14 protein-coding genes are annotated in these 14220 nt (G+C 68.4%); 9 read left to right on the top strand and 5 right to left on the bottom strand.

All coding sequences use genetic code 11. From position 1 onward, the window contains the following. Positions 1–19 precede the first annotated feature (19 nt). The 7 genes from ubiE to BOQ54_RS19920 all read left to right on the top strand — a co-directional run bounded on the left by ubiE (position 20) and on the right by BOQ54_RS19920 (position 6188). Positions 20–778 carry a bifunctional demethylmenaquinone methyltransferase/2-methoxy-6-polyprenyl-1,4-benzoquinol methylase UbiE gene (ubiE, locus tag BOQ54_RS00525; protein WP_186438008.1) on the top strand — a complete coding sequence of 253 codons (759 nt, stop codon included), beginning with the start codon at positions 20–22 and terminating at the stop codon, positions 776–778. 7 nt (positions 779–785) lie between these two features. Continuing rightward, a complete protein-coding gene (ubiB, locus tag BOQ54_RS00520; RefSeq protein WP_071923044.1) occupies positions 786–2354 on the top strand; it encodes a 2-polyprenylphenol 6-hydroxylase in 1569 nt (522 codons plus the stop codon). Between the two features lie 173 nt (positions 2355–2527). Continuing rightward, positions 2528–3736, top strand: coding sequence for a bifunctional phosphopantothenoylcysteine decarboxylase/phosphopantothenate--cysteine ligase CoaBC (gene coaBC / locus BOQ54_RS00515; RefSeq protein ID WP_063186720.1), 1209 nt, complete (start codon positions 2528–2530; stop codon positions 3734–3736). Further along, positions 3733–4203: a dUTP diphosphatase gene (gene dut / locus BOQ54_RS00510; protein WP_055459458.1), complete on the top strand. Its 471-nt coding sequence runs from the start codon at positions 3733–3735 to the stop codon at positions 4201–4203. Before coaBC ends, dut begins: the two co-directional genes overlap by 4 nt. A 33-nt stretch (positions 4204–4236) precedes the next feature. Then, positions 4237–4689 carry an RrF2 family transcriptional regulator gene (locus tag BOQ54_RS00505; protein WP_019402126.1) on the top strand — a complete coding sequence of 151 codons (453 nt, stop codon included), beginning with the start codon at positions 4237–4239 and terminating at the stop codon, positions 4687–4689. A 121-nt stretch (positions 4690–4810) separates the two neighbouring features. Continuing rightward, positions 4811–5797 carry a cysteine synthase A gene (gene cysK, locus BOQ54_RS00500; RefSeq protein ID WP_055459457.1) on the top strand — a complete coding sequence of 329 codons (987 nt, stop codon included), beginning with the start codon at positions 4811–4813 and terminating at the stop codon, positions 5795–5797. Between the two features lie 229 nt (positions 5798–6026). Further along, positions 6027–6188 carry a hypothetical protein gene (locus tag BOQ54_RS19920; RefSeq protein ID WP_157672332.1) on the top strand — a complete coding sequence of 54 codons (162 nt, stop codon included), beginning with the start codon at positions 6027–6029 and terminating at the stop codon, positions 6186–6188. A 60-nt stretch (positions 6189–6248) separates the two neighbouring features. Here the strand turns inward: BOQ54_RS19920 and typA are convergent, their stop codons facing one another. Continuing rightward, on the bottom strand, positions 6249–8078 hold the full coding sequence (gene typA / locus BOQ54_RS00495) for a translational GTPase TypA (RefSeq protein ID WP_055459456.1): 1830 nt from the start codon (positions 8076–8078) through the stop codon (positions 6249–6251). Between the two features lie 204 nt (positions 8079–8282). Between typA and BOQ54_RS00490 the strand changes: the two genes are divergently transcribed. Continuing rightward, positions 8283–8735, top strand: a complete 453-nt coding sequence (locus BOQ54_RS00490; RefSeq protein WP_055459455.1) for a MarR family winged helix-turn-helix transcriptional regulator — start codon at positions 8283–8285, stop codon at positions 8733–8735. After that, positions 8732–10075 carry a multidrug effflux MFS transporter gene (locus BOQ54_RS00485; RefSeq protein ID WP_071923043.1) on the top strand — a complete coding sequence of 448 codons (1344 nt, stop codon included), beginning with the start codon at positions 8732–8734 and terminating at the stop codon, positions 10073–10075. The genes BOQ54_RS00490 and BOQ54_RS00485 overlap by 4 nt, the downstream gene beginning before the upstream one ends. 4 nt (positions 10076–10079) lie before the next feature. On the opposite strand, the gene BOQ54_RS00480 is transcribed toward BOQ54_RS00485, so the two are convergent. The 4 genes from BOQ54_RS00480 to fdxA form a co-directional block, all read right to left on the bottom strand. Beyond that, a complete protein-coding gene (locus tag BOQ54_RS00480) occupies positions 10080–11189 on the bottom strand; it encodes a site-2 protease family protein (protein WP_055459453.1) in 1110 nt (369 codons plus the stop codon). Between the two features lie 199 nt (positions 11190–11388). Beyond that, the gene (argH, locus tag BOQ54_RS00475; RefSeq protein ID WP_055459452.1) at positions 11389–12798 is read right to left on the bottom strand and encodes an argininosuccinate lyase; all 1410 of its coding nucleotides are present in this window, start codon (positions 12796–12798) and stop codon (positions 11389–11391) included. Positions 12799–12951: 153 nt separating this feature from the next. Then, on the bottom strand, positions 12952–13725 hold the full coding sequence (locus BOQ54_RS00470) for a ferredoxin--NADP reductase (protein WP_063186709.1): 774 nt from the start codon (positions 13723–13725) through the stop codon (positions 12952–12954). A gap of 142 nt (positions 13726–13867) precedes the next feature. After that, positions 13868–14197, bottom strand: coding sequence for a ferredoxin FdxA (fdxA, locus tag BOQ54_RS00465; RefSeq protein WP_063186706.1), 330 nt, complete (start codon positions 14195–14197; stop codon positions 13868–13870). Positions 14198–14220 lie beyond the last annotated feature (23 nt).

Here is a 14220-nt window from a genome sequence, read left to right as displayed (position 1 = left end):
CGTTCGATGAGGTGGGACGATGACGGCAGTGCGCGACGAAGACACGCATTTCGGCTTCTCGAACGTGAGGCTCACGGACAAGCAGCGCCTCGTCGACGATGTCTTTCACAAGGTCGCCAGCCGTTACGACCTGATGAACGACCTCATGTCGGCCGGCCTGCACCGGGCGTGGAAGGATGCCCTCGTCTCCACACTGCGACCGCCGCGGCACCGGCCCTTTCACCATCTCGACGTCGCCGGCGGCACCGGTGACATCGCCTTCCGCGTGAGCGACGCCGGCGGGCCGGATACCAAGGTCACGGTGCTCGACATCAACGGCGAGATGCTCGCTGTCGGGCGCGCCCGGGCGGCGGCGCGCCATGCGCACGACATCGAGTTCGTGCAGGGCAATGCCGAGAGCCTGCCCTTTCCGGACCGCAGCTTCGATGCCTATACGATCGCCTTCGGCATCCGCAACGTGCCGCGCATCGAACTTGCCCTGAAGGAGGCGCACCGCGTGCTGAAGCGCGGCGGCCGCTTCCTGTGCCTCGAGTTCAGCCGGGTCGACGTGCCGGTGCTCGATGCGATCTACGACGCCTATTCCTTCAATGTCATCCCGGCGATGGGCCGCATGGTGACGGGTGACGGCGAGCCGTATCGCTATCTCGTCGAATCGATCCGCAAGTTCCCCAATGCCCGCGCCTTTGCCGGCATGATCGAGGAAGCAGGCTTCGTGCGTGTCACCGCCCGGCCGATGACGGGCGGCATCGTTGCCCTGCATTCCGGCTGGAAGATCTGAGGCGCTCGTGATCTCAGCGCTCGTCCACTGCTTCAGGCTCGCCCGCGTCGGCTTCGTGCTGGCGCGCGAAGGGGCGCTCTCCCTGACCGACGTTGCCCCGCTGCCGCCGGCGATGCGCCTCATGATCTCGCTCGGTCGCACCGTCGAGCGGCGCGGCGCGCGCGAGAGCGGATCGCGCCTTGCGGCGGCGATGACGCGGCTCGGGCCCTCCTACGTCAAGTTCGGCCAGTTCCTGGCGACGCGGCCCGACGTCGTCGGCGTGCGCGCGGCTGCCGATCTCGAGAGCCTGCAGGACCGGCTGCCGCCCTTTCCGCGCGAGGAGGCGGTGCGCACCATCGAGGAATCCTTCGATGTGCCGATCGAAAGGCTCTTCAGCGACTTCGGCCCGGCGCTCGCCGCAGCCTCCATCGCCCAGGTGCACAGGGCACGCATCGGCGAGGGTGAGGGAGCGCTGACGGTCGCGGTCAAGGTGCTGCGGCCGGGGGTGCGCGAGCGCTTCGCGCGCGATCTCGCCTCCATGCGCTTTGCCGCCGCCATGGCGGAGCGCCTGTTCCCGTCCATGCGGCGCCTCAGGCCCATCGAGGTGGTGGAGACGCTGGCGCGCTCCGTCGCCATGGAGATGGACCTGAGGCTCGAGGCAGCGGCGCTCTCGGAGCTCGGCGAGAACACCCGCGACGACGTCGACTTCCGCGTACCTCAGGTGAAGTGGGACCTGACCGCTCGCGACGTCATGACGAGCGAGTGGGTGGACGGCACGCCGCTGTCAGACATGGCGGCGCTGGTCGCCGCCGGCCACGACCGCGTGGTGCTGGCGCGCACGATCATCCAGTCCTTCCTGCGCCAGGCGCTGCGCGACGGCTTCTTCCATGCCGACATGCACCCCGGCAATCTCTTCGTCGATCCCGAGGGGCGGCTCGTCGCGGTCGACTGCGGCATCATGGGCCGGCTCGGCCACAAGGAACGGCGCTTTCTCGCCGAGATCCTCCTCGGCTTCATCACGCGCAACTACCGCCGCGTGGCGGAGGTGCATTTCGAGGCGGGTTACGTGCCGCGCCACCACAGCATCGCGGATTTCGCCCAGGCCATCCGCGCCATCGGCGAGCCGATCCACGACCGGCGCGCCGACGAGATCTCGATGGCGAAGCTCCTGACGCTGCTCTTCGAGATCACGGCGCTGTTCGACATGAACACGCGCACCGAGCTCGTGATGCTGCAGAAGACCATGGTGGTGGTCGAGGGCGTGGCGCGCTCCCTCGACCCGCGCCTCGACATGTGGTCGACGGCCGACCCGGTCGTGCGCCAGTGGATCGAGCGCAACCTCGGCCCCGTCGGCCGGCTGGAGGAGGCCGGGCGCGGCGCTTTGTCGATCGCGGGCTTCGCCGGGCACCTGCCGTCGATCCTCAACCGCGGCGAGCGCATCGTCGAGCAGCTCGAGATCGCCGGCGAGCGCGGCTTCCTGCTCGCGCCGGAAAGCGTTGCCGACATCGGCCGCGCCGAGGCCCGCCGCGCCCGTTGGGGCAATCTGGCGCTATGGGCTATCGCCGCCATCCTGGCCGCCATGTGGCTCGGCGGCTGAAAATCCGCCGCTCTGCACGTTAAGGTTGATTCTTCATTTCCGCTTCGAAGGCATCCTTGGAGCGCTGAACTGTTTGCGCGCTGTGCACGACGCGCTAGTTTGCGCGTCGCGCCGCGCCGGCCTCGCTCGCCGAAAGCGCCCGGCGCCGAATCGATCCTCGACGGGAGCGGCGCGTGACCAAGCGTATCCTTCTCATCATCGGTGGCGGAATCGCGGCCTACAAGTCGCTCGATCTCATCCGCCGCTTGAAGGAGCGCGGCCATGAGGTGCGTGTGATCCTGACGAAGGGCGGCGCCGAATTTATCACGCCGCTCTCCGTCGCCAGCCTGTCGCGCGAGCGCGCATTTACCGACCTCTTCTCGCTGACGGATGAGGCGGACATCGGCCACATCGAACTGTCGCGCTCGGCGGACCTCCTCGTCGTCGCGCCGGCGACGGCCGACCTGCTCGCGAAGATGGCCGGCGGCCATGCCGATGATCTCGCCTCGACGGCGCTTCTTGCCACCGACAAGCCGGTCCTCGTCGCCCCGGCGATGAACCCGCGCATGTGGCAGCACCCCGCGACGCGCCGCAACATGGCGCTCCTCCAGGCCGACGGCGTTACCGTCGTCGGACCGAACGAGGGGGCCATGGCCGAGCGCGGCGAGTTCGGCCCCGGACGCATGGCCGAGCCGATGGAGATTCTCGCCGCCGTCGAGCGGCTTCTCGGCGGTGCGGACCTGCCGCTCGCCGGCCGCCACGTTCTCGTCACGTCGGGCCCGACGCACGAGCCGATCGATCCCGTGCGCTACATCGCCAACCGCTCCTCCGGGCGCCAGGGGCACGCCATCGCGGCAGCCGCGGCCGCCGCCGGGGCGCGGGTGACGCTCGTGTCCGGGCCGGTCGCCATCGCCCCACCCGCGGGGGTGACGACGGTGGCCGTCGAGACCGCCCGCGAGATGCTGGCGGCGGTCGAGGCGGCGCTACCGGCCGATGCCGCAGTCTTCGCCGCGGCGGTGGCGGACTGGCGCACGGCGGGCGAAGCCGCTCAGAAGATGAAGAAGAACGGCAAGGGGGCGCCCAGGCTCACCCTCGTCGAGAACCCCGACATCCTCGCCACCATCGCGCATCGTGCCGAGCAGCGGCCCGGCCTCGTCGTCGGCTTCGCGGCCGAGACGGAGAAGGTGGTGGAGCATGCCCGCCAGAAGCGTCTGCGCAAGGGCTGCGACTGGATCGTCGCCAATGACGTCGGCCCCGGCACGGGGGTGATGGGCGGCACGCGCAACACGGTGCATCTCGTCACCGGCGAGGGCGTCGAGGACTGGCCGACCATGGACAAGGACGAGGTGGCGCGCCGGCTCGTGGCCCGCATCGCCGCCGCCATGCCGAAGGGATCCGCATGACACCGACGCCGCCTGCCGAACCGCACGTGGAGGTCGTGCGCCTGCCGCATGCGGGTGACCTGCCGCTGCCGCGCTACGAGAGCGCGCATGCCGCCGGGCTCGATCTGATGGCGGCCGTGCCCGCCGATGGGCCGGTGACGCTGCCGCCCGGCGGCCGCGCGCTCGTGCCCACCGGTTTCGCGATGGCGCTGCCTCCCGGCTATGAGGCGCAGGTGCGGCCACGCTCCGGTCTCGCCCTGAAGCACGGCGTGACCGTTCTCAACGCGCCGGGGACTGTGGATGCGGATTACCGCGGCGAGATCGGTGTTATTCTGATCAACACGGGTGCAGCGGATTTTACGGTGAGCCGCGGTATGCGCATTGCACAGCTGGTCGTCGCGCCCGTGCGGCAGGTCCGGTTGGCGGAAGTCGACCGGCTGGGCGCGACGGAACGCGGCGCCGGCGGTTTCGGGTCGACCGGCATGTGACCCGCGAGAAGCAGACGAAGAGGAACGACGACAATGATCCTGCTCTCCCGGCGCAGCCTTCTCGCCATTGCCGCTGTCGTCGACGTGGCCATCCACGCACGGCCGAGCCCGGTGGCGGCGAAACTGCTCGCGGCCCGTCACAACCTGCCGCCGCGTCATCTTGAGACGGTGCTGCAGCAACTCGTGCGGGCCGGCATCCTCAAGGGAGTTCGGGGACCGCGCGGCGGCTATGAACTCGCGCGTGAGCGCCGCCGCATCACGGCCGGCGAGATCGTGCGGGCGGCGATGGCAACCTCAACGGAGGAATCGCTGCCGCCCGTGCCGGAATCCGCCCTCGTCGACCTCGTCGTCGGGCCGGTAGTGCGCGATGCCGGGGAGGCCTTTCTCAGGATCCTCGATGAATCGACGGTCGAAGACCTGTGCCGACGCGCCGAGGAGGCCGCGGTCTTCGGGCTCGTGCCGTCGTCGGTCGATTTTACGATATAGAATGTGATTATAGGAATATTATCGACAGTCTTTGTGTAAATATGCTATCGGGGCTGAGGTTCAATCACCTGGCCTGCCTTTCATTTCTGTGGCAGGCCGGCAGCAGGGTGGAGACGAGATCATGGCCGAACCAGCCACCAAGCCCGCAACGGACAAGCAACATGTGCCCGGGCGCGGGCGGATCTACAATTCGATCACCGAGACGATCGGCGACACGCCCCTGGTGCGGCTCGACCGGCTGGCGAAGGACAAGGGCGTCAAGGCCAACCTCCTCGCCAAGCTCGAGTTCTTCAATCCCATCGCCAGCGTGAAGGACCGCATCGGCGTCAGCATGATCGACGACCTCGAGGAGCGCGGCCTGATCAGGCCGGGCGCGACGCTCATCGAGCCGACCTCGGGCAACACCGGCATCGCGCTCGCCTTCGTCGCCGCCGCGCGTGGCTATCGCCTCATCCTCGTCATGCCGGAGACGATGTCGATAGAGCGGCGCAAAATGCTCGCCTTGCTCGGCGCCGAACTCGTCCTCACCCCCGGCCCGCAGGGCATGCGCGGCGCCGTCAACCGCGCCGAGGAACTGAAGAACGAGATCCCCGGCTCCATCATCCCCCAGCAGTTTGCCAACCCGGCCAATCCGGCCATTCACCGTCGCACCACTGCGGAGGAGATCTGGAACGACACCAACGGCGCGGTGGACATCTTCGTCTCGGGCGTCGGCACCGGCGGCACCATCACCGGCGTCGGCCAGGTACTGAAGCCGCGCAAGCCCTCGCTGCGCGTCGTCGCGGTCGAACCCGAGGATTCGCCCGTTCTTTCCGGCGGCCAGCCCGGCCCGCACAAGATCCAGGGCATCGGCGCCGGCTTCGTGCCGCAGGTGCTCGACCGCTCGGTCATCGACGAGGTGGTGACGGTGGGCAACCAGACGGCCTTCGACACCGCGCGCTTGGTCGCCCGCCTCGAGGGCATCCCGGTCGGCATCTCCTCCGGCGCGGCGGTGGCTGCGGCCCTCGAGATCGCCGCCCGTCCGGACAGCGCCGGCAAGACCATCGTCATCATCATCCCCTCCTTCGCCGAGCGCTATCTCTCGACGGCGCTGTTCGAGGGTCTGTGATCTTCATCCCTCTTTCCGCGAGTGGGGAGAGGGAACGTCGACGCTCCTTCAGGAGGCTTTTGCTCAACTGGTTTGCGAAGCGCAGGGGCGGCCATGTGGCCGCCCTTTTGCTTGTCCGGCTTCGGCGGGCCCCGCCGCGTGCGGGGGCGCACGCCGGCCCGTTCCGGTTCGGCGCATTTTGTCCCTGCCTGACGCGCCGATGCGGCGCCGGGCACCGGGGAGCCGAACCATGTACCGCCGCCTCGCACTTCTCTCGATGTTCGTGTTCTTCGCCGCGGCCTATGCGACGCAGGACCGGCTGCCGCGCTCGGCGGTGAGCTTGCTGCGCCGGGCTGGCGAGCATGTTGCGATCGTCTCAGAAACGGACGTGAGCATCGGTCCGGACATGTGAGCGTCGCCCAAGCGGGACATGAAAAAGGGCGCCTTCGGCGCCCTTTCATTTGGCCCGGCGTCAGCCCGCCGCCGCTTCCTTGGCGCGCTCGGCGCGCTTGCGGTCGTTGGGGTCGAGCAGGGTCTTGCGCAGGCGGATGGACTTCGGCGTCACCTCGACGAGCTCGTCGTCCTGGATCCAGGCGAGCGCCCGCTCCAGCGTCATGCGAATGGGCGGCGTCAGGCGCACCGCCTCGTCCTTCGACGTCGTGCGGATGTTGGTGAGCTTCTTGCCCTTAAGCACGTTGACCTCAAGGTCGTTGTCGCGCGTGTGCTCGCCGACGATCATGCCCTGGTACACCTTCCAGCCGGGCTCGATCATCATCGGGCCGCGGTCCTCGAGGTTCCACAGCGCATAGGCCACGGCCTCGCCGGCGTCGTTGGAGATGAGCACGCCGTTGCGCCGGCCGGCGATCTCGCCCTTGTAGGGGGCGTAGGCGTGGAACAGCCGGTTCATGATCGCGGTGCCCCGCGTGTCCGTCATCAGCTCCGACTGATAGCCGATGAGGCCGCGCGTCGGGGCGTGGAAGACAAGGCGCAGCCGGTTGCCGCCGGAGGGGCGCATCTCGATCATGTCCGCCTTGCGCTCAGACATCTTCTGCACGACGACGCCCGAGTGCTCCTCGTCGACGTCGATGACGACCTCCTCGATCGGCTCCAGCGTCTCGCCCGTGGCCTCGTCCTTCTTGAAGACGACGCGCGGGCGCGACACTGCGAGCTCAAAGCCCTCGCGGCGCATGGTCTCGATGAGGATGGCGAGCTGCAGTTCGCCGCGGCCGGAGACGAAGAAGGAATCCTTGTCGGACGATTCCTCGATCTTCAGCGTGACGTTGCCCTCGGCCTCCTTGAACAGGCGGTCGCGGATCATTCGGCTCGTCACCTTGTCGCCCTCGGTGCCGGCGAGCGGCGAATCGTTGACGAGGAAGGACATGGTGACCGTCGGCGGATCGATCGGCTGGGCCGGCAGCGGCGTGTCGACCTCGGGGGCGCAGAAGGTGTCCGCCACCGTGCCCTTTTCGAGGCCGGCGATGGAAACGATGTCGCCCGCCTCCCCCAGCTCGATCGGCTGGCGCTCGATGCCACGGAAGGCGAGGATCTTCGATACGCGGCCCTGCTCGATGACCTTGCCGTCACGGTCGATGACCTTGATGGCCTGGTTCGGCTTGACCTGCCCCGCCGAGATGCGGCCGGTGATGATGCGGCCAAGGAAGGGGTTCGCCTCGAGGATGGTGCCGAGCATGCGGAAGGCGCCGTCCTCGACGGTCGGCGGCGGCACGTGGTCGAGTACGAGGTCGAAGAGCGGCCCAAGCCCGGCCTCCTTCGGGCCCTCGGGCGAGGCCGCCATCCAGCCGTCGCGGCCCGAGCCGTAGAGGATCGGGAAGTCGAGCTGCTCGTCGGTGGCGTCGAGGGCGGCGAAGAGGTCGAAGACCTCGTTGATCACTTCCTGCGCCCGCGCATCCGGCCGGTCGACCTTGTTGATGGCGACGATGGGGCGCAGACCGATCTTGAGCGCCTTGCCGACGACGAACTTGGTCTGCGGCATCGGGCCCTCGGCGGCGTCGACGAGCACGATGGCGCCGTCCACCATGTTGAGGATGCGCTCCACCTCGCCGCCGAAGTCGGCGTGGCCGGGCGTGTCGACGATGTTGATGCGCGTGCCCTTCCAGACGACCGAGGTCGCCTTGGCAAGAATCGTGATGCCGCGCTCCTTCTCGAGGTCGTTCGAATCCATCACGCGCTCGGCCACGCGCTGGTTCTCGCGGAAGGCGCCGGACTGGGCGAGCAGCTTGTCCACGAGGGTCGTCTTGCCGTGGTCGACGTGGGCGATGATGGCGATATTGCGCAGCTGCATGAAAACTCCTGCCGCGGCGGATGGGGCCCGGCTCATGACACGAAATGGCAAAGCGGATGGGACAGCGCGCGCTGCCTACGCGCCCTGGCACGCGGTTCCTATAATCCGATGTGCGTCAAACGGCAACGGAAAGTCTGTTGCGGCGCAGCAGCCCCTTGACCTTCGCCATTGATTTCATAAGGTGTACTTATATTAAGGCGAGCGATGAAATCCGGTCCAGCCACCTTCGGTTTCCTCTTGACGGATGCAGCGCGCCTCCTGCGCGCGCGCTTTGACCGCGCCATGGAGGAGGCGGGGCTCGGCCTCACGCCGGGCGAGGCGCGCGCCCTCGTCTTCGTCAGCCATTTCGCTCCGATCCGCCAGAGCCACCTTGCCGAGCGCATGAGCGTGGAACCGATGACGCTCGTCGGCTTCATCGACCGGCTGGAGGCACGCGGGCTCGTTGAACGTATGCCGGACCCGGAGGATCGGCGCGCCAAGACGGTGCAGCTCACGCCGGCGGCCCTGCCGCTCGTCGAGGAGATCAAGATCGTGCTGACGCGGGCCCGCGAGGACGCGACGCGCGACTTCTCGCAGGAGGAGATCGAAACCATGCGCCGGCTGCTCGACCGCATGCGCAGCAATCTCTGCAGCCGCAGCGGCGGGGAGGGAGCATGAAGCCGTCCGCCGCCACGCCGATGATGAGCGAGATGCGCACCGCCGTCATCGGCGCCTTCATCGTGGCGCTCGGGCCGGTGAGCCTGGCGCTCTACACCCCAGCTATGCCGGCGCTGGTCGGAGCCTTCAACACGACGCCGGCGGCGATCAACCTGACGCTGACGGTTTATTTCTTCGGCTTCGCCTTCGCCCAGCTCGTCTGCGGTCCGCTTTCGGACGCCTTTGGACGGCGGCCTGTGGCCATCGGCTTCTTCTCCATCTACCTGGCCGGCAGTCTCGTCGCCGCCTGGTCGCCGAGCATCGGCTGGCTGCTCGCCGGCCGGGCGCTGCAGGGCGTCGGCGTGGCGGCCGGCGTCGCCATCTCGCGCGCCATCGTGCGCGACCAGTTCACGGGCCAGACTTCGGCCCGCATCATGAACCTGATCGGCCTGATGCTGGCCGTCGGCCCGGCCGTCTCGCCGACGCTCGGCGGCATGACGGCGAGCGCCTTCGGCTGGCACGCCCTGTTCGTCATCATGGTCGTCTACGGCCTCGCCGTGGTCCTCACGCTCGCCCTCGCGACGCGCGAGACGAACCTTGCGCCCGACAGGGCGCTGGCGCGTCCGGCCCGCATGCTGACGAGCTACGGCGTTCTCCTGTACGATCGGCGCTTCCTGCGTGCGGGCCTCGTGCTCGGCCTCACCACCGGCGGGCTCTACACCCTCGCCTCCATGCTGCCCTTCGTCATGATCGACCGGGTGGGCCTGACGCCGACGGGTTTCGGCCTGTCAATGCTTTGCCAGACCGGAGCCTATACCATCGGCACGGTGATCGCCGGGCGGCTGCTGCGCCGCTTCGAGGCGAGCCGCCTCATCTCGGCCGGTCTCGTCTTCTCGCTCTCGGCCGCCCTCTGGTTCGCGGTGGGCCTGAGGCTGCTGCCGCCGAGCTTTGCCACCGTCATGGTGCCGGTGGCGCTGTGGGCCTTCGGCATCGCCCTCGTCATGCCTGGCGTCACGACCAATGCGCTCGCCGGCTTTCCGCATATCGCCGGCGCCGCGGCAGCCATGACGGGATTCATGCAGATCGGCGGTGGGCTCGTCGGCTCGGCGGTCGGCGCGGCCTTCTTCAGCGATCCCTTCGTCGCCATGACAACGGTCTTGCCGCTGATGGGTGTCCTGGCGGTTGCCGCCCATACCGGCCTCGCGCCGCGCCCGCTGCGCGCAGCCCCTCCCGCAGCCGAGGATCTGATGGCGGCTGCCGACCCCGCAGGCATCGTCGGCACGGGCGCGGAGGAGGCCATGCTGCTGGAGGAGGCGCGCCCGCGCGAACCCCGGACGGCGCGGGAGGACGCCCGCACCTGATCGGTCAGGCGCGCGGGTTGCGGTGGCCGAAGCGCCATTCCGGCTGCACGGAGCGCACCAGCATCATCTCGCCGATGTTCTCCGCCGTGAGGAGGCCGACGAGACGATCGTTTCCGTCGAGCACGCCGAGGGCCGGGGCCTTGGCCTCGTTGAGCTTGCGAAAGGCGGCCTCGAGCGGCTGGCGGTAGTGGATCGTCGGCACCTCGGCATTCATGACCTCGATGACCGGCGATGCGGCGCCGTGGTTCCTGAGCGCCATGACAAGGGCGTCGCGCGTCAGGATGCCGCGCAGGTGCCCGCCGCCGTCGACGACCGGGAATTCCTTCTGGGACGTGCGGATCATGGTCTCGACGGCATCGTCGAGCGAGCTCTGCGGGCCGAGCACCTCGAACTGCGTGATCATCGCCTCGCCGACCGGCAGGCCGCGGGTGACGTCGCGGAAGGCGACGTGCTCGGCCTCCGAGGAGGCGGCGAGATAGACGAAGATGGCGATGAAGATGAGGAGCGGGTTGAGGAAGAGGCCGGCGAAGCCGAGGAGGAAGGCGAAGCCCTGGCCGATGGTGGCGGCAAGCTGCGTCGCCCGCGAGAAGCCGACCCGCATGGCGAGGATCGCCCGCAGCACCCGGCCGCCGTCCATGGGAAAGGCCGGGATCATGTTGAAGAGGACGAGGATGATGTTGGCCCCGGCGAGGCGCGCGAGCAGGCTGACGCGTGGATCCTCGAGGCGCGCCATGTCCGTCAGATCGACCGTCGCGCCGAGGATGATGACGAGCACGAGGGCGATGACGACATTGACCGCCGGCCCCGCGACGGCGACGACCAGTTCCTCGCCCGGCTTTTCCGGGATGCGCTCGAGGCTCGCGACGCCGCCGATCGGGAAAAGCGTGATGTGCGGCGTGCGCACGCCGTAGCGCCGGGCGGCGAGCACGTGGCCGAACTCGTGCAGCAGCACGCACAGGAAGAGGAGCGCGATGAAGAGGACGCTGTCAGCGGCGGCGGCGGGTCCGCCGAGGCGGTATTGCGCGAAGCCGATCCACGCCAGGAAGAGCAGGAAGGTGACGTGGATGCGCACCGCGGTGCCGGCGATGGTGCCGACGTGAATGGACCAGGGCATGGGCGCGAGCCTCCGGGAATCGGGCCGTCCGATCTACAGGAAAGCACGAACCGGGGCGGGCGCGCCATGCGGCCGAATGGTCCTGGCCGCGGCGCGAAACGCGTGGAGGAAGGCGAGAGGGATAGAGCGATGTCGGGACTGCCTCCCTCCCCACCATTTCGTTGGAGGGGAGGGGAATGCGGTCGCCTGCGCCGCGCGCTCAGAGCCGGGCGCGCCACCAGGCGATCTGGGCGCGCACGTTGTCGGGGGCCGTGCCGCCGAAGCTCATGCGCGAGCGCACGGAGTTCTCGACGCCGAGGACGCCGTAGACCGCGTCCGTGATGCGCGGCTCCACCGCCTGCATCACGTCGAGCGACAGGTCTTCCAGGCCGCAGCCGCGCTGCTCGGCTTCGGCGACGAGGCGCCCGGTGACATGGTGGGCGTCGCGGAACGGCATTTCGAGCGCGCGCACCAGCCAGTCGGCGAGATCGGTCGCCGTGGCGAAGCCGGCGCCGGCGGCGGCCGCCATCCGCTCGGACACGGGCTTCAGGTCCGCGATCATGCCGGAGACGGCGGCGAGCACGAGCTCGTAGGTGTCGGCGGCGTCGAAGAGGCGCTCCTTGTCCTCCTGCATGTCCTTGGAATAGGTGAGCGGTAGGCCCTTCATCACCGTGAGCAGCGCCACCAGCGAGCCGATGATGCGGCCCGGCTTGGCGCGCACCAGCTCGGCCGCGTCCGGATTCTTCTTCTGCGGCATGATGCTGGAGCCGGTCGTCCACTGGTCCGACAGGCGCACGAAGCCGAACTGCGGCGTCATCCAGATCACGATCTCCTCCGCGAGGCGCGAGAGGTGCATGGCCGAGATCGAGGCGATCGACAGATATTCGAGGATGAAATCGCGGTCGGAGACGGAATCGAGCGAGTTGCGCGTCGGCCCGTCGAAGCCGAGCGCTTCGGCCGTTGCGTGCCGGTCGATGGGGAAGGAGGTGCCGGCGAGGGCGGCGGCGCCGAGCGGGCATTCGTTGAGGCGCTTGCGCGAGTCGCGGATGCGCGAGCGGTCGCGCCCCAGCATCTCGACATAGGCCATGAGGTGGTGGCCGAAGGTGACGGGCTGGGCGCTCTGCAGGTGGGTGAAGCCGGGCATCACCGTCTCCGCATGGGCGGCCGCCTGGGTGAGCAGCGTGTCCATCAGGTTGGTGATCTGGGCGTCGGCCCGGTCATGCGCCTCGCGCACCCACAGGCGCACGTCCGTCGCCACCTGGTCGTTGCGGCTGCGGGCCGTGTGCAGGCGCCCGGCGGCCGGGCCGATGAGGTCGCGCAGGCGGCCCTCGACGTTCATGTGGATGTCTTCGAGCGCCGTCGAGAAGGTGAAGTGGCCGCCCTCGATCTCCTCGAGGATGCGCTTCAGCCCGTCGTGGATGGCGTCGCGGTCCTCTTCCGAGATGATGCCCTGCTTCGCCAGCATGTCGGCATGGGCGACGGAGCCGCGGATGTCCTGCGCGGCGAGGCGTCTGTCGAAGCCGATGGAGACGTTGATGGCCTCCATGAGTGCGCTCGGCGAGGAGGCGAAGCGCCCGCCCCACATCGCATTGGCGTTCTTGTCCTGCCCGTTTGCCGGCTTGCCGCTCATGTCGCCTCGCTCGCTTCGTCTGGCGCCCCTTCGCCATCGGCGCGTCATAGGCCAGCAGCGGGCGGGGGGCAAGGCGGGAGAGGGGGCGCAAGAGAAAAGGCGCGGCGGGTTCGCGCCGGCCGCGCCTCAGGCAGGGAGAAAGCTGAACCGGGCTCAGCGCTCGGCGAAGGCCTTCTCGATGACGAAATGGCCCGGCTCGCCGTGGTTGCCTTCGGTGAAGCCGCGCTCCTCGAGGATGATCTTGAGGTCGCGGATCATCTGCGGGCTGCCGCAGAGCATCAGGCGGTCGTTCTCGGCGTCGATCGGCGGCAGGCCGATGTCGCCGAAGAGCTTGCGGGTCGTGATGAGGTCGGTGATGCGGCCGCGGTTGCGGAAGGGCTCGCGCGTCACGGTCGGGTAGTAAATCAGCTTGGAGCGGATCTCCTCGCCGAGGAACTCGTCTTCCGGCAGGTCGCGCGTGATCATCTCGCCATAGGCGAGTTCGGACACCTGGCGGCAGCCGTGCAGCAGGACGACCTTCTCGAAGCGCTCGTAGGTCTCGGGGTCGCGGATGAGGCTGAGGAACGGCGCAAGGCCCGTGCCGGTGCCCAGCAGGTAGAGGTTGCGGCCGTGCATCAGGTTGTCGAGCACGAGGGTGCCGGTGGCCTTGCGGCCGACGATGATGGGATCACCTTCCTTCAGGTGCTGCAGGCGGGAGGTCAGCGGCCCGTCCGGCACCTTGATGGAGAAGAACTCCAGCTTCTCGTCGTAGTTGGGGCTCACGACGCTGTAGGCCCGCAGGAGGGGTTTTCCCTCCACCTCGATGCCGATCATCGTGAACTGGCCGTTTTTGAAGCGGAAGCCGGGGTCGCGCGTCGTCGTGAAGGAGAACAGCCTGTCCGTCCAGTGATGCACGCTCAGGACGCGCTCTTGGTTGAAGTTGCTCATGGCTTCTCGTCCATGCTCCCGGAGCTTCGTCGCGGCCGGTGCCGCGGGGTTGAGTGCCGCGCCTTCACATAGCGGGGCGCCGCGCGGGGGGAAAGGGGTAACCAGCTTCTATTTGCACGATATCATACGGAATTGCAAGTATTTACATTTTTTCCGTACTAAATAGAAATTTCTCCTTACCGGGGACGTCTTTCCAGGCATCCGCATCGTCCGGGACCGGTCCCTTATCGGTGATGTTGGGCCAGATCGCGGCATATTTCGCATTGACGGGCAGCCAGCGGTCGGCGCGAGCGTCCGCGGCGGAGACGATCGCGTCGGCCGGGCATTCCGGCTCGCACACGCCGCAGTCGATGCATTCGTCCGGGTGAATGACGAGCATCGTCTCCCCCTCGTAGAAGCAGTCGACCGGGCACACCTCCACGCAATCCTGGTACTTGCAACGGATGCAGCCATCGGTCACGACATAGGCCATGCGAACCTCCGGAAGGGCTCTTG

Source organism: Chelatococcus daeguensis (genome assembly GCF_001887265.1).
In the GTDB taxonomy this organism is placed as follows: Bacteria; Pseudomonadota; Alphaproteobacteria; order Rhizobiales; family Beijerinckiaceae; genus Chelatococcus_A; species Chelatococcus_A sambhunathii.
Note: the sequence above shows the minus strand (reverse complement) of the source record. Positions and strands in the feature narration are given on the sequence as shown.